The following is an 18,931-nucleotide window of genomic DNA, read 5'->3' as shown; positions in this document are numbered from 1 at the left end:
CTACTTGTCGACGGGTAAATTTCTTCTCGCGCCGCAGGCCGTTACGGCGGTTGCAGGCAGGATGGACTCGCACTCTCAGTAGAAAACATGCGCCTCGGCGCGTACTGGTCCCAACGGAGTGCGGGTCCATCCCTCTGCCCGGAGGCCTTACGGGCGCCTCGCATACCCTTGCTCGCGTGTGGCGACGGCTTCTCCTCTGTGTCGTGGGCGGACTCTGCCTGTGGCTCTCCTTCCCGTCGCTCAGCATCTGGCCGCTGGCCATCGTCGGCGTGGCCCTGATCTCCCTCGGCACGTGTGGTGCGCGCGCCCGGGTCGGGTTCCTCTGCGGACTGGTGGGCGGGGCCGCATGCTTCCTGCCGGTGCTGCACTGGACCGGCATCTACGTCGGCCCGCTGCCCTGGATCGCGCTGGGCATCACCGAATCGATCTACGTGGGTTTCCTCGGACTCGGCATCGCGATCCTGCAGTCCGCGGCGCCGCTGCCCTGGCTTCCGCGGTGGCTGTGGCCCGCGGCGGGCCCGCGGGTGCGCCCGTTCTGGGTGGCGCTGCTGTGGGTCGTGCAGGAGGGCGTGCGTTCCAGCGTGCCGTTCGGCGGATTCCCCTGGGCGCGTCTGGCGTGGTCGCAGTCGGACTCTCCGCTGGCGCACCTGGCCTCCATCGCCGGGGCACCGGGCCTCACCTTCGTGGTGGCGCTCCTCGGCGGGGTGCTCGCCGCCGTCGTGCACCGGTGGGCGCCCGGCATCGTCGGGGGGCGGCAGGCCGACGCACCGGCGTACGCGCCTCGACGCAGCCTGCGCCCGCTCTGGCCGGTGCTCGCCGTCGTCGCCGTCGTGGCTGCCTCCGTCTGGTACCCGACGCCCACCTCCGGTAAGAAGCTGCAGGTCGTCGGCATCCAGGGAAACGTCCCGACCATCGGGCTGGAGTTCAACGCCCAGCGTCGCGCGGTGCTGGACGACCACGCGCGGACGACGGCGCGGGCCGCCGCGATGGTGGCGCGCGGGCAGATCCCCGCACCGGACCTGGTGGTGTGGCCGGAGAACTCCTCCGACATCGACCCGACCCGCAACCCGGACGCGATGACCGAGATCCTGCACGCCGTCGCCGAGGTCAAGGCACCGCTGATCGTGGGCGCCGTACTGGACGAGCCGGCGCCGGACGTCTCGAACGCCTCCCTGCTCTACCTGCCCGGCGAGGGCATCGTCGCGCGGTACGTGAAGCAGCACCCGGTGCCGTTCGCGGAGTACATGCCGTATCGCTCGTTCTTCCGACACTTCAGCAGCAAGGTCGACCTGCTGACCGTCAACTTCACGCACGGCAAGAAGACCGGTCTCTTCACGATCCCCACCCGCACCCAGGGCGACGTGAAGGTCGGACCCGTGATCTGTTTCGAGGTGGCGTACGACGGGTTGGTGCGCGCCCCCGTCGAGAAGGGGGCGCAGCTGATCATCGTGCAGACCAACAACGCGACGTTCGGGCGTACGGCCGAGTCCGAGCAGCAACTGGCGATCTCCCGGATCCGTGCGATCGAACACGGTCGGTCGGTGGTGCACGTGTCCACGGTCGGAGTGAGCGGACTGATCACCCCCGACGGCGTGGTGCACGACCGCTCCAGCCTCTTCACCAGCAAGGTGCTGTCGGGGGCGATGCCACTGCGCAGCTCGCTGACCCTCGCCGACCGCCTCGGGAATCTGCCGGAACACCTCGCGTACGTGCTGGCTGTGGCATCCTTCCTGCTGGCCGCGTCGGGTTCGCGGCGACGACGCACCGCCGTCCGTGCCGACACGACGACCCCGAGAGGCCGCCAGCTTGTCTGACTCCGCCCTACGGCGCGTGCTGGTGCTGGTGCCGACGTACAACGAGCTGGAGAGCCTCCCCGCCATTCTGAGGCGCCTGCGCGAGGCCGTGCCCGACGCCGACGTCCTGGTCCTGGACGACGCCTCGCCGGACGGCACCGGTGAGCTGGCCGACCGGCTGGCTGCCGACGACCCGCACCTGCAGGTGATGCACCGCTCGGCCAAGGAAGGTCTCGGCGCGGCGTATCTGGCCGGGTTCGCGTGGGGCCTGGAGCGCGACTACGACGCGCTGGTCGAGATCGACGCCGACGGCTCGCACCCGCCGAGCGTGCTGCCACGGATGATCCAGGCGGCGGCGCAGGCCGACGTGGTGATCGGCTCGCGATGGGTGCCCGGCGGCAGCGTGCGCAACTGGCCACGCCAGCGGGAGGCGCTCAGCCGCGGCGCGAACCTCTACACCCGGCTCCTGCTCGGCATGCAGGTGCGCGACGCCACCGCCGGTTACCGGGTCTACCGCGCCGACGCGCTGCGCCGGCTGCGCCTGGAGGACGTCGCCTCGGCCGGATACTGTTTTCAGATCGACCTCACATGGCGCGCCGCGCAGGCGGGCATGCGGATCGTGGAGATACCGATCACCTTCGTCGAGCGTGAGGTAGGGGTGTCGAAGATGAGTGGCGACATCATGCGCGAGTCCCTGGTCAACATCACGTCCTGGGGTCTGCACTACCGCGCCGGGCAACTCGCCCGGCTGCTGCCGGGCGGCCCCCGATGACGACGGTGCCCCGCCGACGGACCCCCTGGCTGCGGTGGGTGCCGCTGATGCTGCTCGTTGCGGCTGTCTGCGAGATCGCCGTCATCGTCGCCGTCGCGCGCGCCATCGGAGGATGGCAGACGCTCGGGCTGCTCGTCCTCTGCTCCCTGCTCGGTGCCTGGCTCGTACGCCGTGAATGGTCCGGCGCGTGGCGGCATCTGCGCGAGGCCCTGCGCACCGGCGCGATGCCCGCGGACGAGCTGGCGGACGCCGCCCTGGTGCTGGTCGGCGGGCTGCTGATCTTGGTGCCCGGTTTCATCACCGATGTGCTCGGTCTGCTGCTGATCCTGCCTTTCACCCGGCCGGTCGGACGGCGACTGCTGCAGATGCTGGTGGCGCGCCGGGTGCTCGGTGCGGCCGGGAGCGGACGTGTCGTACGTGGCGAACGGGTGCCACCGACGTACCGGGCCGAGCCCTACGACTGGAAGAAGGAAGAGCGCGACGGGCAGCGGGACCCGTCGGGCGACCGGGGGAGCGGGCAGGGCCCGGATACGCCGATGGCACCGGGCGAGCCCGGTGCCATCGAGGGAAAGATCGTGCGGGACTGAATCCCGCAGGTGCGGTCAGGCGGTGCGCTTGCGGCGCGGCTTCTCACCGCGCGAGGCGCGCAGCCAGGTGAGGCGCTCCTCCAAGAGCTCCTCCAGCTCGGGCACCGAGCGACGCTCGAGCAGCATGTCCCAGTGGGTACGCGCGGGCTTGACCGGCTTGCGGCTCGGCTCCGGGCCGTCGACCAGGGTGGCTTCCTTGCCGCAGCGGCACTCCCAGATGGACGGCACGTCGGCCTCCACGGAGAAGGGCAGCTCGGTGATCCGGCCGCACTGGCACTCGTACCGGACGGTCTGTCGCTCGCTGTACGCGATGTTCTCATCCGTCTCCAGCGACAGCGTGGAGAGGTTGGTGCCTCGAAGTGAACGGTCTGCCATGGTCTTCTCCCTGCTCGGCGGCCGCGGCTCGTCGGGAACACCGCGGCGATCTCTTACGCATAACGAACCGGTGTGGTGTCGTGTTCCATCGCGCATGAGGATTGATGAGTCTGATTCGTAGACGTCGGCGGGCTCGGATTGGTTGCCCCTGGATGCCACCGAAGGCTCACGACGTCGGCGGCGACATTATCGAGGGCGCTCGGGGGAGGGCAAATCGGCATACGCCGGCCGGGTCCCGCCGAGCGCCCCTCAGACGACGGCCGGCACCTCGTTCCCGGCGGCCTCGACGCCCTGGCGCACGTCGACCGTCCGCAGCAGCGTGCCGCCGACCACGAAGAAGACGATCAGCGCCCCGATGGAGAGTCGATAGTCGTGGAAGAGCTGGTAGACCACCCCGAACGTGAGGGTGCCGAGCCAGCTGGTGCCCCGGTCCATGGCCTGGTAGAGGCTGAAGAACTCCGCCTCGCGGCCGTGCGGCACCAGGTGGGAGTACAGCGAACGGGAGAGCGCCTGGGTGCCACCGAGGACAAGGCCAATCCCGGTGGCGAGCAGCAGCCAGAGCATGAACGCGTGCCGGGGCACGAAGAACGCGAGGATCACCACGACGGTCCATAGATAGAGGCTGCGCAGGACCAGGTCGCGCGCTGGCACCCGGCGGGCGAGCCGGCCGAAGCCGAGGGCGCCGCCGAACGCGACGAACTGCACCAGCAGGATCGTGAGGAGCAGCTCGGTGCTGGAGAACTTCAGTTGCTGCGCGCCGTAGAGGCTCGCGGAGGCGATGACCGTCTGCACGCCGTCGTTGTAGAAGAGGTAGGCCAGCAGGAAGCGCAGCGTCTGCGGGTAGCCGCGCAGCTCGGCGAAGGTCGCGCGCAGCTGACGGACACCGGCGGTCAACGGACTACCGCCGATCGCGGCCGCCGGTTCGTGCGGCACGGTCCGCAGGCCGCGGATCGAGTAGACCGCGAAGACCGCCCACCAGAGGCCGTTCACCCCGAAGCTGATCCGCACCACGGCCGTGGTGCTGAGTCCGAGGGTGCCGTGCAGTGACAGGAAGACCAGGTTGACCACGAGCAGCAGGCCCCCGCCGAGGTACCCGTAGGACCAGCCGCGGGCCGAGACCCGGTCGCGGTCGTCCGGCGGGGTGATCCGGCACATGATCGCCGAGTAGACGATCAGCGACCCCGCCACGCAGACGTTCGCCACGATCGCGAAGCCCATCCCGAGCGCCCACCGGGTGCCGGCCACCAGGCACAGAGCGGCCGCGGCCACCGAGCCGACGGCGGTGAACCCGGTCAGGAAACGCAACGGGCGACGGGACCGGTCCGCCATCGCGCCCACCACGACGAGCACGAACGCCGAGACGATCGTGGCCACGGTGATCGTGTACGGCACCAGGGAGCCTGGCGCCACCGGGATCCCCAGCACGTGCAGATCGGCGTGGCAGGTGCGGTCGCTGGGTTGGGTCGGGCAGGCGGCCTTGTTCGCGATGCTGGTGAGGTACGGCGAGAAGAGCACCGCGAGCGTGACGGTGATGTACGCCGTGACTGACCAGTCGTACCAGTACCACCGGGACTGCAGACGAAGCTGTTCGGGAGTCGAGGAGCGTCCGCCGGCCACCGTCAGAGGGTAAAGGGCAGGTGCATCAGACCGTGCGGTCGTACTTCTGGTGAACGGACTTCAGCGTCGCGGTGTTGCCGGCGAAGTACCGCGAACCGGCGACACCGCTCTCCAGGTAGTTCACATAGCCGCCGGCCGAGACCGCTCTGGTCGCCGCGTGCGCCGCCGCGATCCAGGACCGTGCGCCGGCGTAGTCGTTGCCGCCGGCGTACCACTGGATCGACGCCTGGTGGGAGCGCCACGGGAAGGCGCCGGACCTGGCGGACACGTCGTGCACGGCGCCGTCCAGCGGGTCCACGAGAGCGGACACCGAACGGTGGCCGGCGGCCAGTGTGCCGCGGACGATCGCCGCGGCGGCCGCACTGGACATCGTCGTGACCAGGTCGGTGCCCGCGGTGAAGGGCGCGCGCGCCGACGTCGTACCGCCGCCGAAGTACCGCACGGTCGCGAGGTAGCCCAGCTCGAAGTGGGAGGTGGAGGTGGCGCGGGCACCGATGTGCCGCTGCAGCGAGCTCAGCGCGACGAGTTCGTGGCCCGCCGTGCAGACACCGAGGATGCTCGGACGCAACGATCCCGCACTGAGGTCGAGGTGCACGTTGGCCCACCAGTCCCTGCTGGCACCGGCCAGCCAGGATGCCCAGCCCTCCAGCACCTGGGTCGCCGATCCGACCGGGAAACTCGCGCGGAAGACGCCCCGGTTGCTCGTCGGGTACGTGCCGTACCCCAGGCTCGTCACGACCCCCGGGATCGCACTGCTGCCGCCCCGGGCCGCCCAGAACAGGTCGCTGTTCGAGGAGGCCGTGGCGGTCACGAGCCTGCTGTCGGGCAGCACGAGCTGCACCGACTGCAGCCGGTCGCAGGTCAGTCCGTGGGCACGGGACTCGGTGCCGAGGCCGCCGCCGAGGGTGAGCCCCGACGCACCGACGGTCGGGCAGGTGCCGGTGGGGATGGTGCGGTTGCGGCCCGCGAGCAGGGCGTGCACGGCGTACAGGTTGGCTCCGGCCTGCACGGCCACGGTCGACCCCGAGGCCTGCACGCCCGCCATGTCGCGCAGGTCGATGACCATCGCGCCGTCGGCCGCCGACGCGCCGATGTACGAGTGCCCCCCGGAGCGCGGTGTGACCTGCAGCCCGTGCTCGTTCGCGAAGGCCACGCAGCGCTGCACGTCGGACGCGATCTTGGGGCGGACGACGGCTTGGGGTCTCGCACCGTCGAACTCGGGATTGAAGAGCAGCTTGTCCTGCGCGTACGGCGTGCTGCCCGGCAGCAGGACCACGCCCTGGATCTGGCTCGCCAACTGCTTCCAGTCGTCGAGCGTGGGCGCGGCCGCGGTGCCGACCGTGCGCTCCACGGCGGTCTGCGTGCTCGGCGACGAGGCGCCCGCCGACGACACACTGCCCGCAGCCGCGGTGCGACCACTCGCGCTGAGGCTGCCGGAACTGCATCCTGCGAGCGCGGCTGCTGCGGCTCCGGTGGCGGTTGCTGCCAGGAACGCGCGTCGATCGAGGTGGTCCATGTCTCGTAGACGCGCGAGGAGCGGTGCGTGGTTGGGTCCGTCGTACGCCATGGCCGTGCCTCTCGGGGAATGCGCCTCGCTTCGACCACTTTCAGATTAGGGTGCCGGGCCGAGGCACCGGGTGGTTTCGCTGAGGATTCCACCGCCCGGTACGTCGCGATCGCGGGTGCCGACGTCGGCCGACGGACAGATGGGAAGTGACCGGTGATGAGCGCAGCCGAAGAGGTGCCACGAGTGCGGCAGACGGTGCTCGACACGACCGACGTGCGCGGCCTGGCCGAGTTCTACCGAGTGCTGCTGGGCTACGACTACCGCCCCGGCGACGAGACGCCGGACGCGGGGGAGCCGGACCCCGCCGACTGGCTGGTGCTGCGCGGTGGGGACGGCGCGCCGCCACTGGCATTCCAGCAGGTCGAGGTGCTGACGCCCAGCAGCTGGCCGGACAACGAACCGGTGCCGCAGCAACTGCACCTGGACATGACGGTGGCCTCGAAGGACGCCCTCGAGGAGCAGCACCAGCGGGTCCTGCGGCTCGGCGGGCGGATGCTGTTCGACCGGTCCGACGACGAGGAAGAGCCGTTGCGGGTGTACGCCGACCCGGCGGGGCACCCGTTCTGCATCTTCGTGGGGTGAGGTCGGCCGGGTCGGCGCGGATCAGCCGGTGCGGGCGATGGCGAGCAGGTCGCGCACCGGTCCGGCCGGCGGGCGCGCCGTGCCCACCCAGACCGCCGTCAGGTCACGGCGCAGGTCGAGGTCGGCGACGGGCACCGACCGCAGCCGACCGCTGCTCAGGTCGGCCTCGACCGCCAGCCTGCTGAGCACGGCCGGCGGACTTCCAGCGAGGACCGAGCTGCGGACGGCCGCGGTCGTAGTGAGCTCGACCGCGGGCTCGGACGGGGTGAGCGCCGCGGCGCGCAGCGCGGATTCCAGCACGCGGCGGGTGCCCGAGCCGGGCTCGCGGGCGGTCAGCCCACGCCGCGCCAACGTGCTCGCGGCGACTCCCCGTCGTCTCCTGCACCACGGGTCGTCCGGGTGCGCGACGACGACGAGCTCATCGTGGGCGACGACGAGACTCGCGAGACCGCTGTGCGAGACCGAATCCTCCACGAAGCCGAGATCGGCCTCTGCGGCGCGCACTGTCTGAATCACGTTCTCACTGTTGGTCGCTCGAAGCGTGACGGTCGTCGTGTGTCGTTGCCGCAGGCGGACCAGCCAGGCGGGCAGCAGATACTCGGCGACCGTCATGCTGGCGACCACGGACAGCTCGCGGTCGCGGTCGGCGCGCAGCGTCCCGATGCCCTGCTCGATCTCGTCGGCGACGTCGAGCAGGCGGGTGGCCCACTCCACGAGGAGCACGCCCGCGTCCGTCAGTGTGGATCCACCGGGGGAGCGCCGCAGCACAGTGACCCCGACATTCACCTCGACGGTGCGCAGTCGCTCGGACGCGGCCTGTTGCGACATCCCAGCGGCGCGGCCGGCCGCCCCGATGCTGCCGAGGCGGGCGACGTCGACGAGGAGGCGCAGCGAGGGCAGATCGGGCAGTGTCACGCGAGCCACCGTACCCACTCACAGGGTCGAGTTGTGACCGAACAGGGACGTACCGGCTAGCGCGGCGGCGGCACCACCCCGAGGCTGGTCGCGTGACCCAGACCCTTCAACCGTCGGCGTCGAGTCGCGCCGGGGGAGCCTTCGCCGAGCTCCGCGGTGCTTCGCCGCTGGCGTATGTGGGGCCCAACTGGTTCGCGGCCGTGATGGGTACCGGGATCGTGGCGCTCGCGGCCGTGGGTTTGCCCGTGCAACCGGCAGGAACCGCCGTCTTCGCCGCTGCCGTCTGGGTTTGTGCCGCAGCACTTCTCGTCGTTCTTTCCGTTGCGACGGTCGCGCATTGGGTGCGGCATCCGGTCGTCGCTCGGAGCCATCTGGACCACCCGGTGATGGGGCATTTCTACGGCGCTCCCGCCATGGCGTTCGTGACCATCGGCGCGGGTGCGTTGGCGACGGGGCGCCCGCTGCTCGGATCGCACCTCGCGGTGGCGGTCGACGCCACCCTGTGGTCAGTGGGGACGGCGATGGGCCTGACAACGACGGTGTTGGTGCCGTACCGCGCCTTCGTGCGGGGAAGCGCCGCCACCGAAGCGGCGTTCGGCGGCTGGCTGATGCCGATCGTCCCCCCGATGGTCAGCGCGGCCGGGGGCGCCGCGCTCATCCCGCATCTTCCGCCAGGGCACGCGCGAGCCACCATGTTGTTCTTCTGTTATGCCTGCTTCGGCGTGACGTTGCTCGGATGCCTGGTGGTCATCCCGTTGATCTGGCGGCGACTGCTCCGATATGGGGTCGGCGCTGCGGCGTCGGTGCCCACGCTCTGGATCGTGCTCGGCCCGCTCGGGCAGTCGATCACCGCGGCGCGTCGCCTGGGGGTCGCCGCGCCGACCGTGCTGGGCTCGGCGTACGGCCCGAGCTTCCGCGAGACGACTCTGATCTACAGCGTTCCGGTGTGGGGGATCGCGATGCTGTGGCTCGGCATCGTGGTGGCGATCACGGCGCGGACGGTGCGTTCGGGTATGCCGTTCGGGCTCACGTGGTGGTCTTTCACGTTCCCGGTCGGCACGATGGTGACGGGTACGTCGGCCCTGGCCGCAGCCACCGGGAACGACGTGCTGAAGGTGATGGCCTGCGTGCTGTATCTGTGCCTGGTGGGCGCCTGGTGCCTGGTGGTGACGCGGACGGCCAGGGGCGCGTGGTCCGGGCGTCTGTTGCTGACGCCGACCGGGGCATCGCGCTGACGGGGCGCGTTGTCGTAGGTCGCCCCTAGCATCGGGTGCACGACCCGATCCGGACCCGGAGGCACCCATGACCACGCTCTCGAACCGACCCAAGACGGCACTGCTGGTGATCGACGTCCAGAACGGGGTGATGGGAGAGTCGTACGACCGTGACCGGGTCGTCGCGAACGTCTCCACCCTGATCGACAAGGCTCGGGCAGCCGAGGTGCCGGTGGTGTGGATTCAGCACAATAGTGAAGAACTGCAGACCGGCAGCGAAAGCTGGCAGTACGTTCCCGAGCTCACGCGCCTCGACGCAGAACCGTTGGTGCAGAAGGCATTCGGCGATTCGTTCGAAGATACCGAGCTGGAGTCGGTGCTGGCCGAACGCGGCGTCGGTGCGCTGGTGCTGTCCGGTGCGCAGACCGACGCGTGCATCCGGTCCACGCTGCACGGCGCGCTGGTCCGCGGCTACGACACGACGCTGGTCTCGGACGCGCACACGACCGAGGACCTGTCGCCGTACGGCGCGCCGCCGCCCGAGAAGGTCATCGACCACACGAATCTCTACTGGGAGTACCAGACCGCACCGGGTCGCACGGCGGGCGTCGTGACGACCGAGGAACTGGATTTCGCGGCGCCGACCGGCGATTGAGACTGGAGCCGGGTCGGCGGCCGAAGCAGCCGGAGGCCCGGGATCTGCTATCGCCGATAATCTACATTATGACAAGTAGTAGTCTGCGTATTGCATCAGATGCATCAATCGCGTGGTTCGGCTTTACTGCCCCAGCGATGGCGACGTCCAAGTCTCTGACCTGCGGAAACATGCAGTTCTAGGTGCGCGCGGCGCGGCCAGTAAGACCCTCGGATGCCGACCTGCGGGTCAAGCGTTGTTGTGATGACACGCCGCTGACCTGCGCGGATGCGCGTGATTCTCATCTGATGCATCATTGAATCACTGGATGCAACCGGATGTGCGGGAGTTTCAATGCGGATAGACGACTCCGGACGAGTCCACATCGTGGCATCGATGCCGGTCCTGCGCCCCGATGAGCAGGTGCTCGCGATGATGCTTGATGGCTGGCGCAACCAGCAGCTGTCCCGGAACCTGCAGTTCGCCACGATCGACCAACGGGTCCGCCTCGTGCAGCGATTCATGGACCATGTGAATGAGGATCCGTGGAACTGGACCCCGGCGATGGTCGAAGAATTCTCCGCTGATCTGCGGACGGTCAAGCACGTTGCTCACTCCACGCTGCGCAGTTACCACGGCTCTCTTCGAGCATTCACCAGCTACATCAGCAACCCCGACTATGGCTGGGATCGCGTCTGTGAGCAGTACTTCGGGACGCACCCGGCACAGGTGTTCTTCGAGTGGAACACCGCCGGTCACGCCCAGGAGTACGACGCGCGACCGACCAAGCGCCCGTACACGCGGCAGGAGATCGCCGCGCTCTTGGACCACGCGGATGACGAGGTCGAACGCATCGGCCGGTCAGGCCGCAAGGGATGGCAGGCCGCCTACCGCGACGCCGTGATGATGAAAGTCGCCTACGCATACGGGCTGCGGTTCAACGAGCTGCGCCATCTGCAAACGGTCGACTTCGCCCGCAACCCGCACGCCCGGGAGTTCGGCGCCTTCGGCGTCTGCAAGGTGCGCTACGGCAAGGCACGACGCGGCTCACCCCACAAACCCCGCAGCGTCCTAACGGTCTGGCGATGGACACCAGCCATCCTCGAAGACTGGCTCGCCAATGGCCGGGGCGAACCCGACACGCTCGACCTGTTCCCCAGTGAACGCGGCGGGCTGGTCGTCGAGTCGACGCTGATCCGCCGGGTACGCCGATACTGCGAAGAACTCGGCATGCCCGACGGTCTGGACCTGCACTCCTTCCGACGCTCCTACGCCACGCATCTACTCGAAGCCGGCTGGGACCCACGATTCGTACAGGACCAGATGGGACACGAATACGCCTCGACCACCGGCATCTACCAATTCGTGTCCGACCAGTTCCGACGCTCTACCCTGCGGGCCGCGCTCGACCGTACGGTGAAGGAAGCCATGGCCCGCACCACCCAGGACGGAACATCATGAAACGCACAGTCGACTACACGTGGCGACTGGCTGAGCTCATGGCAGCACGCGGCCTGCACAACACCACCGACCTCATCCCCTTGCTCGCCGAGCGTGACATCACCTTGTCCCGACCCCAGGTCTACCGCCTGGTCAACCAACGCCCCGAACGCGTCTCCCTGCAGGTCATCGCCGCGCTGTGCGACATCTTCGAATGCACACCCGCCGACCTACTCACCACGACAGCGGCCGATGCACGTGCCCGCAAGACCGGAACCGCGGACGCGCCGAATGTCGTCCAACTGGACCGGACCGTACGACCGCGCCGCGCGAACATCCTGGACGAATAGAACTGTGGCATTGATGGATCCGAAACCTGTCGGCCTCTGTCCTCGCCGCACCGTCCGCGGCCGGCCACGCGCCACCAGTGACCGTCACGACCCGTGCGCACGCTGCGGACGCAACATCCCACGCCTGGCAGCCACCTGGCCCGAAGGCCGGCTCTGCTTCACCTGCTACTTCAACGCCGTACACACTCATGGCACCTGCCCCGCCTGCCTCCAAGACCGGCTCCTGCCCGGACCACCTAACGCCGACGGCCACCCGACCTGCGTGGCCTGCGCCGAGATCCCCTACGACTTCCACTGCCAGCGATGCAACGTCGAGGCCGCGCACCACCGAGGTCGCCTCTGCGCCCGGTGCGCACTACGAGATGGCCTGCACGACCTCCTGGGCGGCGAACCGAACCAGCCCGCACTAGCCGGACTTGTCGATGCCCTCTGCGTCGACGACCGACCCGAATCGATCATCGTCTGGAAACGCTCTGCGAAGGTTCAAGAACTACTACGCACCCTCGGCGACGGCACCATCCCGGTGACCCACGAGGGGCTCGACACAGTGCCCGGCAAGCCCACCGAGCACCTACGCGCGATCTTGCAACACCATGGTCTACTCCCCCAACGTGACCAGTACCTGCCTCGATTCGAGCAATGGATCGACGCAAAGCTCGCAGGCCTACCCGACGACGTCGGCCAACCGGTGCGGCATTTCGCCACCTGGCATCACCTGCGACGGATCCGCGCGAAAGCAGCCGCCGGTGCCTCAACCCGCGGACCGGTCCACTCCGCCAAACAAGAGATCACCGAAACGGTGAAGTTCCTGCTCTGGCTGCACGAGACCTACCAGCGCACCGCCGCCACCTGCACCCAACAAGACGTCGACGAGTGGATCGCCAGCGGGCCAACAACACGTAGCGCGATCAGGACATTCTTCGTGGTGGCCACCAAAACACGCCTCAACACCACCGTCACAGTCCAGCACCGATCGGCCACAACAAGCCCGTCGCTGAGTCAGGACCAGCGACTCGCCTGGATCCACGAACTCCTCACCGGCACCAGCGAATCACTGCCCTACCGCGTCGCCGGCATGCTGCTGCTGCTCTACGCCCAGCCCCTTGTCCGAGTCGTTGCGCTCCCGACGAGCATCATCAGCAACAGCGAGAACGGCATGACCATCGCCCTCGGCACACACCCCACAGACGTCCCCGAACCGTTCGCTTCTACGATCTGGCAACACCTGGCCTCCCGGCCGAACCTCCGTACCGGCGCCGGCAGCAACAACCCCTGGCTGTTCCCGAGCACGCTCGCCGGAAGGCACCTACACCCGGGCACGGCCATGGATCGTTTGCGCAGCCTCGGTGTCAACCTCCTTGGCGCCCGCAACCGCGCCATCGGTGAACTTGTTCTGCAATGCCCACCCTCGCTCGTCGCCGAAGCTCTCGGATACAGCCCCCAGGTGGCATTCCTCCACGCCACCAAAGCCGCCGAACCATGGGCCCGCTACGCAGGTCGGCGCATCAGTAGCCCGTAGCCGGTAGCCGGCGCTCAACGACACGGCTACCCGCAGCGCCCTACGCGAACCGCCGCCTACCCGGCACGCCCGGACGGACTCATTATTGGACGTCACTTTCCGTTCGCTCCACCCGCTCGCGACTCAGATACCGAACCGGCTTGCCGAGCGACTGCGCGTAAGCAATCTCGCGTCGGGTTGACTGACCCACGTAGCCGCCCGGATCCACGATGTACACCTCGTCGGCCATGCGAATCTTTTGGAAGTGCACACGGCCGAGCTGCCCCCTCAGGTCCGAGCTATCGGCTGCCCAGTCATAGTCCGGCAGATCAGGCAGGCCGAACATTCCGAGGCTGATCACGACGCAACCCTCCATCGTGAGTCGCTGGTTGACCTCCGCGAACTCAGCTTCAAACTTGCTCGAGCCGCACAGCGTGATGACCTTCGCCTCACGTTCGGCCGACTGCGGCGGCTGCTGGTCCTGCATGAGGTTCATGATCGGGCAACGGCAAGACAAGTTCACCGCCACCCCTAGCCGTCCACTATTGCGGCATGACTGGGTCGGTTACGCTCGCCCGCCGCTGCCGCGACAGGCGCGGATCGGTGAGCTATACGACCAACCTTGATACGCAGGGTGTCCAGTAAGATCCACGACTGTAGCCCACCCCTGTCTCGCCACACGTTTCGAGCTAATGACTCGCTGCTACGGCGATGACCTGTAGACAGGTCATCATGCTCGACACGCACCGGATGTGGCTGCTTTCGCTGGACACGATCAGCGGCCGGCCACGAGCCCGCACGATGGTGACGGCGGTGGCTGCAACTTTGCTGCTCGACCTTGTCGACGCCGGCCTGGTTGTGTGGCGTCCGCCCAGAATTCGCCGCTGTGCGTCATGTCGTACACCCAGCGGATTCGTCTATCTCCATGCTGGCCCGGGAGCCACCCGCTGACCCGTCGATGACAGCGGCGACGTGCATTGCGTCCCGAAGCACCTCAGAACCCACCCTGACTTCGGTGCCGCAACGCTCCTGCCATCGAGACGGTGCGCTGCAAGGCTCGCCTCGATCACTCCCGGTACCGGCGACGAGCAGCGCGGACTGATCAGTCAGTTGCCGGCGAGCTGGGACACGACAGGGGCCAGTGTCTCCACCGAGTTGGAACCGATGACGACGACGGAGAAGCCGATCTCCTCGCGCCGACGATGCAACTCCTCGAGGGCGGCCGACGGGTCGGCCGGCAGGATCGCCAGGGAGTCGGCCGCGCGCATCGCGGCCGGGTCGGCACCGGGGCCGGCCATGTACGGCGCGACGGTGTCCCCCACGACCGACACGTGCAGGGCAAGGGGGATGTCGCGGGTCGCTCGAAGATCGCGGACGAGCTCCTTCACGTCATCGCGTGTGTCGCCGGGCAGCGACGCGATCGTCACCGTGTCAGCGAGTTCGACGGCCAGCGCTCGCGTCCTCGGACCCCGTACCGCCATCACGACCGGGGTGTGCCGGTCAGGTCCGTCGAGCTTCCGCAGTGCTGTCACGGTGTCCCGCATGCGGTCGACGCGTTGGCCGGGCGTGGTGGGCGGTAGGCCCAGTTCGGCGGCGAGATCCTCGATTCCCGGGCGCCCGGTGCCCAGGCCGAGCTCGAAGCGCCCGTCGGTGAGCTCGGTCAGCGAATGCGCCTCCCATACCGTCATCGAAGCCGGGCGCAGCGCCGTGGCGTAGACCCACGTGCCCACGTGCAGGTCGGTCAGGCTCGCCGCGACGGCGAGAGTCGGTCCGGGTGCGGGCTGCCATCCCGGGACGTCGGGCAGCAACAGGGTCGAGTACCCGAGATCGGCGACGCGGCGTATCTGGTCACGCCACGTCCCCAGGTCGGCGATCGGCGCGACGACGCCGAACCGGATGGGCCCCGTGACGTCAGTCTGTGCATCGGTCATCGTCGCGTCCCCCTCGTGCGGGTCATCGTCGGAGCGACTCATCCTCCCAGCGCCTGTCGGATGCGCAACCCTGAATCGTCCGGGCGCCTGCCAGCCGGTCTGCATGTCCGCTCAGGTGCCACGTCGCCCAGGTGCTACGGCCGCTCGCCGTCGCCGTTCTGCTTCTCGACGATGGCTCTCAACTCGCGGAGCTCGGCGAGGATCTCGGTCGTGGCGTCCGACTCGCTGCGCACTCGATCGGACAGCCACGACGCCAAGGTCGCGGTGACCGTTCCGAGCAGCGCGATCCCGCTGATCATCAAACCGATCGCGACGAACCGGCCCTCGGTCGTGACCGGGTACCGGTCGCCGTAACCGACGGTCGTCATCGTCGAGATCGCCCACCACCACGCATCACCGAAAGAGTTGATGTTCGCCCCGGGATGTCCCCGCTCGGCATCGGTCGCGGCCAGCGCAGCCACGAACGACAACAGCACCGCTCCCCCGACCACGTACGCGACCACCCGACCGCGCAATGTGGAGGTGGCCCCTCGGTTGAACACGTGCAGCAGGGTCACGAGCCGCAGGAGACGCAGCGGCCGCAGCATCGGCAGGGCGATCACCGCCAGGTCCAGCAGGTGCCGCACGAACCACCGGCCACGCTGGTGACTCAGCGCCAACCGGGCGACGTAGTCGACCGCGAAGAGTGCCCAGCAGCTCCATTGCACCGCCCAACACGCGTGGCGCACAGCCCGATCGACGTGCGGCGAGATGATCGGAACGGCGTACGCCGAGAGGAAGAGCACGGCGGCACACATCAACGGGGTGTCTGCCGCGCGCTGCCAGCGGGCGACCCGCGGATCCTCAGGTGGCGCGACGTCGTCGGTAAGGATCGTCACCGCGACGACCGCGCCTGTTCCAGCAGCCGCTTCCGGCCGGCCAGCATTCGGCTCATCATGTCTGTCACAACCCGCGCCCCATCCGCATCGGTCTCGAGCGACGCCACCGGCGGCAGACCGGGCAGTCGGCACTCTCGGCACCCCGTCATACCCCTCCCACTGTGGGTCTCTGGATCACGCCTGCGCGCACGCGGACCAGACTAGTTACGGGACCAGCCCCTCGGACCGGTCCGGGCCGTGTCGAGCGAGTGGCGGAGGCGCCGGAAACGGGCCTGTGATGCGCGTGGTGCCGGGTCACCGCCTACAGATATCACTATGGTTCGGCGGGTGAGGGGTCAGAACATTCGGGGAGTCGCGGGCCTGCTGGTGATCGTTCTCGTCGTCCTGGCTGCCGGGTCGGCGATTCGCTATCGCCACTCCTACGGCACCTTCGACGTGATGAGTCGGCCCGTGCATCTCTACGTCGGCGGATACCGCTTCGAGCCCACGGCGCAGACGCCGGAGGACGTCGCTGCGTTCCGTCCCGGAGCGCCCCATCTGCACTCCGTCGGCACCTGGTCGCTCTTCCCGATCGTCGGAGGCCGATCCAAGGACATCGTCACCACGGATGTCGGCAAGTGCATCTCCGAGGTGGCCATTGAACTCGGTCACCACCAGCAGGCGTTCTACGTGATGGAAGATGTTGCCAACAACCCGGCCTGCGGCATCTGACGGTCATCCCCGGTCGAGCACACCTCAGGACTCCTGCTCGGCGTCGCACGCCAAACCTGCCTGTCGCAGAAGCAGCGACGTACGCGCCCCCTGCGTCAGGCAGGTTTGGCGAGCAGTTCGCTGAGGTGCCGGTCGATCTGCGGCATGTAGGTCTCGGCGACCGCGAACAGGCCGAGGTGACCGAGGACTTCGTCGACGACGCGTAGTTCGCTGCCCGGGATCAGACTCTGCTCGGCGGCGCAGTCTCGGACGGGGAAGAACATGTCCTCGTCGATCGGCATCACGAACGTCGTGGCCGTGATGCGTCCCAGTGCTGCGGCGAGGTCACCGCCGGTGTGGCGGGCGACGTCGCCGCGTTGCCACTTCCACGCCATGCAGAGCAGGTCGCCCGGATCCATCACGGTGAAGTACGGCTCGAGGAAGCCGGCCATGAATGCTTCCTTGGTGTCGAATTCCAGCGCGCGCCAGACCTCCTGCTTCCAGAACTCCGTGGAGAAGCCCATGATCGCCCAGATGCCCGCGTGCCGCTTGAGACCCGCCTCGACGTCCTCGTTGGACGCGTACTCGCCACCAGCCCAGCCGGGGTCGGAGGTGATGGCCTCGATGAGCGCCTTCGTGTAGAGGAAGTCGTGCGGGGTGTTCTGCGCGGTGCCGGCAATGGGCGCGGCACGCTTAACCTTGTCGGGAAAGCGCACCGCCCACTCGTAGGTCTGCTGCGCGCCCATCGAACCGCCGACCACGAGCGCGAGCTGCTCGATGCCGAAGTGCTCGCGGAGCAGCCGTTCCTGCGCGACGACATCGTCGCCGATGCGCACGTTCGGGAACTTCGACATCGCGATCTCGGCGTTCGGGCCGTCGGCATTGTGCGGGGAGGTCGACAGACCGCTGCCGATCTGGTCCACCACGACGATGAAGTACTTCGACGGATCCAACGCGTGGCCCGGCCCGATGTAGGCATCGCGCCAGATCTGGTGGGTGCCCGAATACCAGGTGGACACGAAGATCGCGTTGTCCTTCGCAGCGTTCAGCTCACCGAAGGTGGCGACCGCCAGCTGACAGTCGGGGATGACGCCGCCCTCCTCCAGCTTCAGCTCACCGATGCTGATCAGGTCGTAGTCGCCGTGCGCATCGTGGCCGTAGTACGAATTCGCGATCATGGTCAGCCTTCGGAGTGAGTTCGGGGCGCGGAGACCCATCCTCCTTTCGGCGCGCGTGGTCGGTCAACGATTTCCGCGACAACTCGCGCCTACGCGCGCCCGTCGAGCCACAGGTGGCAGCGCTGTACCCGGTCGATGCGAAGCAGGCCCCCGCGGTGCCACGGGTCGTCGCCGAGTCTGCGCCGTAAGGATGCCTCGTCCGGCGCAGTGACGAGATGCACGATCTCGCCGCCGTCCTCCAGCGGTCCACCGAGGGCGATGGTCCCGTCCGCGACCAACCCGTCCGTGTACTTCGCGTGGGCTTCCCAGCCCGTCTGGTGACGAGGGTCCAGATCGTCATCCCATGCCGGACCATGGCCGATGACCGCCGCGAAGGTCGGCAAGATCGGCGCGCGCTGGCGACACTCATACAGACTGCGTAATAACGTAATCTCCGCGCAGTGATGGGCCAGCTCGTCGATCACGTGCAATACGTACGAGCGCCGGGTGGCCTCCCCATGATCGCCAGCCGTCGCACCGACGGGCGCGGACAGAACGACCTCGTCGCGCACCACCAGGGCACGCCAACGGGTGAAAGCCTCATTCGCCGCAGCCATCGCGGCCACAGCGCCGGTCGGGCTGGGGCGAGATGCAGTCGCAGGCGCCTCCAGGCCGAGCCAGACCCCGTTCCGCTGCTCCCCCAACACCTCGGTGACGTGCTGCACTCGCCACCGGATGCTGATCCGATCGTCCGGCGTGGGACACCATGCCCACTCTTCGTCGCCCAGCTCCGACATCCGGACCGTGAAGCGCGCCCAGACGTGGTCGGCCAGCTCCAACACGTCGTCGCGCGAGGAATCCACCTGCCGAGTATCCGCGAGATCTCAGGCGACGACCAAGGCGCCGGATCGATGAGAGGTACGGCGACGAC

General features: G+C 68.4%; 19 protein-coding genes. 10 read left to right on the top strand and 9 right to left on the bottom strand.

Translation table 11 applies throughout. The annotated features are described in order from the left end of the window. The first annotated feature begins 176 nt into the window (after positions 1 to 176). Genes lnt through J4030_RS05975 form a run of 3 tightly spaced genes read left to right on the top strand, consistent with a single transcriptional unit; the run spans position 177 to position 3,152 of the window. Entirely contained in the window at positions 177 to 1,814 is a 1,638-nt protein-coding gene (lnt, locus tag J4030_RS05985) for an apolipoprotein N-acyltransferase (RefSeq protein ID WP_208048299.1), read from the top strand. After that, positions 1,807 to 2,565, top strand: a complete 759-nt coding sequence (locus J4030_RS05980) for a polyprenol monophosphomannose synthase (RefSeq protein WP_243762946.1) — start codon at positions 1,807 to 1,809, stop codon at positions 2,563 to 2,565. The genes lnt and J4030_RS05980 overlap by 8 nt, the downstream gene beginning before the upstream one ends. Then, complete coding sequence (locus J4030_RS05975) at positions 2,562 to 3,152, top strand: FxsA family protein (protein ID WP_208048298.1); 591 nt, start codon at positions 2,562 to 2,564, stop codon at positions 3,150 to 3,152. The genes J4030_RS05980 and J4030_RS05975 overlap by 4 nt, the downstream gene beginning before the upstream one ends. A 15-nt stretch (positions 3,153 to 3,167) precedes the next feature. On the opposite strand, the gene J4030_RS05970 is transcribed toward J4030_RS05975, so the two are convergent. The 3 genes from J4030_RS05970 to J4030_RS05960 all read right to left on the bottom strand — a co-directional run bounded on the left by J4030_RS05970 (position 3,168) and on the right by J4030_RS05960 (position 6,660). Further along, the gene (locus J4030_RS05970; protein ID WP_179480705.1) at positions 3,168 to 3,527 is read right to left on the bottom strand and encodes an RNA polymerase-binding protein RbpA; all 360 of its coding nucleotides are present in this window, start codon (positions 3,525 to 3,527) and stop codon (positions 3,168 to 3,170) included. A gap of 249 nt (positions 3,528 to 3,776) precedes the next feature. After that, positions 3,777 to 5,144 (bottom strand): MFS transporter, encoded by a 1,368-nt coding sequence (locus J4030_RS05965; protein ID WP_208048297.1) that lies wholly within the window; start codon positions 5,142 to 5,144, stop codon positions 3,777 to 3,779. A gap of 25 nt (positions 5,145 to 5,169) precedes the next feature. Beyond that, positions 5,170 to 6,660: an FAD-binding oxidoreductase gene (locus J4030_RS05960; protein WP_208048296.1), complete on the bottom strand. Its 1,491-nt coding sequence runs from the start codon at positions 6,658 to 6,660 to the stop codon at positions 5,170 to 5,172. A 207-nt stretch (positions 6,661 to 6,867) separates the two neighbouring features. Between J4030_RS05960 and J4030_RS05955 the strand changes: the two genes are divergently transcribed. Next, positions 6,868 to 7,293 (top strand): VOC family protein, encoded by a 426-nt coding sequence (locus tag J4030_RS05955; RefSeq protein WP_208048295.1) that lies wholly within the window; start codon positions 6,868 to 6,870, stop codon positions 7,291 to 7,293. 21 nt (positions 7,294 to 7,314) lie between these two features. Here J4030_RS05955 and J4030_RS05950 read toward each other — a convergent pair whose 3' ends face one another. Beyond that, complete coding sequence (locus J4030_RS05950; protein ID WP_307864588.1) at positions 7,315 to 8,208, bottom strand: LysR family transcriptional regulator; 894 nt, start codon at positions 8,206 to 8,208, stop codon at positions 7,315 to 7,317. Positions 8,209 to 8,300: 92 nt separating this feature from the next. Between J4030_RS05950 and J4030_RS05945 the strand changes: the two genes are divergently transcribed. The 5 genes from J4030_RS05945 (at position 8,301) to J4030_RS05925 (ending at position 13,365) form a co-directional block, all read left to right on the top strand. Then, positions 8,301 to 9,443 (top strand): TDT family transporter, encoded by a 1,143-nt coding sequence (locus J4030_RS05945; RefSeq protein WP_307864587.1) that lies wholly within the window; start codon positions 8,301 to 8,303, stop codon positions 9,441 to 9,443. A gap of 67 nt (positions 9,444 to 9,510) precedes the next feature. Then, a complete protein-coding gene (locus J4030_RS05940; RefSeq protein WP_208048294.1) occupies positions 9,511 to 10,077 on the top strand; it encodes a cysteine hydrolase family protein in 567 nt (188 codons plus the stop codon). 375 nt (positions 10,078 to 10,452) lie between these two features. Further along, positions 10,453 to 11,517, top strand: a complete 1,065-nt coding sequence (locus J4030_RS05935) for a site-specific integrase (RefSeq protein WP_243762945.1) — start codon at positions 10,453 to 10,455, stop codon at positions 11,515 to 11,517. Further along, complete coding sequence (locus J4030_RS05930) at positions 11,514 to 11,846, top strand: helix-turn-helix transcriptional regulator (protein WP_208048292.1); 333 nt, start codon at positions 11,514 to 11,516, stop codon at positions 11,844 to 11,846. The genes J4030_RS05935 and J4030_RS05930 overlap by 4 nt, the downstream gene beginning before the upstream one ends. A gap of 262 nt (positions 11,847 to 12,108) precedes the next feature. Further along, complete coding sequence (locus J4030_RS05925; protein WP_307864586.1) at positions 12,109 to 13,365, top strand: recombinase XerD; 1,257 nt, start codon at positions 12,109 to 12,111, stop codon at positions 13,363 to 13,365. 82 nt (positions 13,366 to 13,447) lie between these two features. Here the strand turns inward: J4030_RS05925 and J4030_RS05920 are convergent, their stop codons facing one another. The 3 genes from J4030_RS05920 to J4030_RS05910 all read right to left on the bottom strand — a co-directional run bounded on the left by J4030_RS05920 (position 13,448) and on the right by J4030_RS05910 (position 16,153). After that, positions 13,448 to 13,831 carry a hypothetical protein gene (locus J4030_RS05920; RefSeq protein WP_208048291.1) on the bottom strand — a complete coding sequence of 128 codons (384 nt, stop codon included), beginning with the start codon at positions 13,829 to 13,831 and terminating at the stop codon, positions 13,448 to 13,450. 619 nt (positions 13,832 to 14,450) lie between these two features. After that, positions 14,451 to 15,275: an LLM class flavin-dependent oxidoreductase gene (locus tag J4030_RS05915; RefSeq protein ID WP_208048290.1), complete on the bottom strand. Its 825-nt coding sequence runs from the start codon at positions 15,273 to 15,275 to the stop codon at positions 14,451 to 14,453. Between the two features lie 134 nt (positions 15,276 to 15,409). Beyond that, positions 15,410 to 16,153 (bottom strand): potassium channel family protein, encoded by a 744-nt coding sequence (locus tag J4030_RS05910; RefSeq protein ID WP_307864585.1) that lies wholly within the window; start codon positions 16,151 to 16,153, stop codon positions 15,410 to 15,412. Between the two features lie 327 nt (positions 16,154 to 16,480). On the opposite strand from J4030_RS05910, the gene J4030_RS05905 reads away from it, so the two are divergent. Continuing rightward, positions 16,481 to 16,864, top strand: coding sequence for a hypothetical protein (locus J4030_RS05905; protein WP_208048289.1), 384 nt, complete (start codon positions 16,481 to 16,483; stop codon positions 16,862 to 16,864). Between the two features lie 95 nt (positions 16,865 to 16,959). Here the strand turns inward: J4030_RS05905 and J4030_RS05900 are convergent, their stop codons facing one another. Together J4030_RS05900 and J4030_RS05895 are read right to left on the bottom strand one after the other, a co-directional pair. Next, positions 16,960 to 18,021 carry an alpha/beta fold hydrolase gene (locus J4030_RS05900; RefSeq protein ID WP_208048288.1) on the bottom strand — a complete coding sequence of 354 codons (1,062 nt, stop codon included), beginning with the start codon at positions 18,019 to 18,021 and terminating at the stop codon, positions 16,960 to 16,962. 89 nt (positions 18,022 to 18,110) lie between these two features. Then, positions 18,111 to 18,863: a DinB family protein gene (locus tag J4030_RS05895; RefSeq protein ID WP_208048287.1), complete on the bottom strand. Its 753-nt coding sequence runs from the start codon at positions 18,861 to 18,863 to the stop codon at positions 18,111 to 18,113. Between the last annotated feature and the right edge of the window lie 68 nt (positions 18,864 to 18,931).

Source organism: Allobranchiibius sp. CTAmp26 (assembly GCF_017565405.1).
GTDB lineage: Bacteria > Actinomycetota > Actinomycetes > Actinomycetales > Dermatophilaceae > Allobranchiibius.
This window is presented reverse-complemented; position numbering and strand designations above follow the sequence as displayed.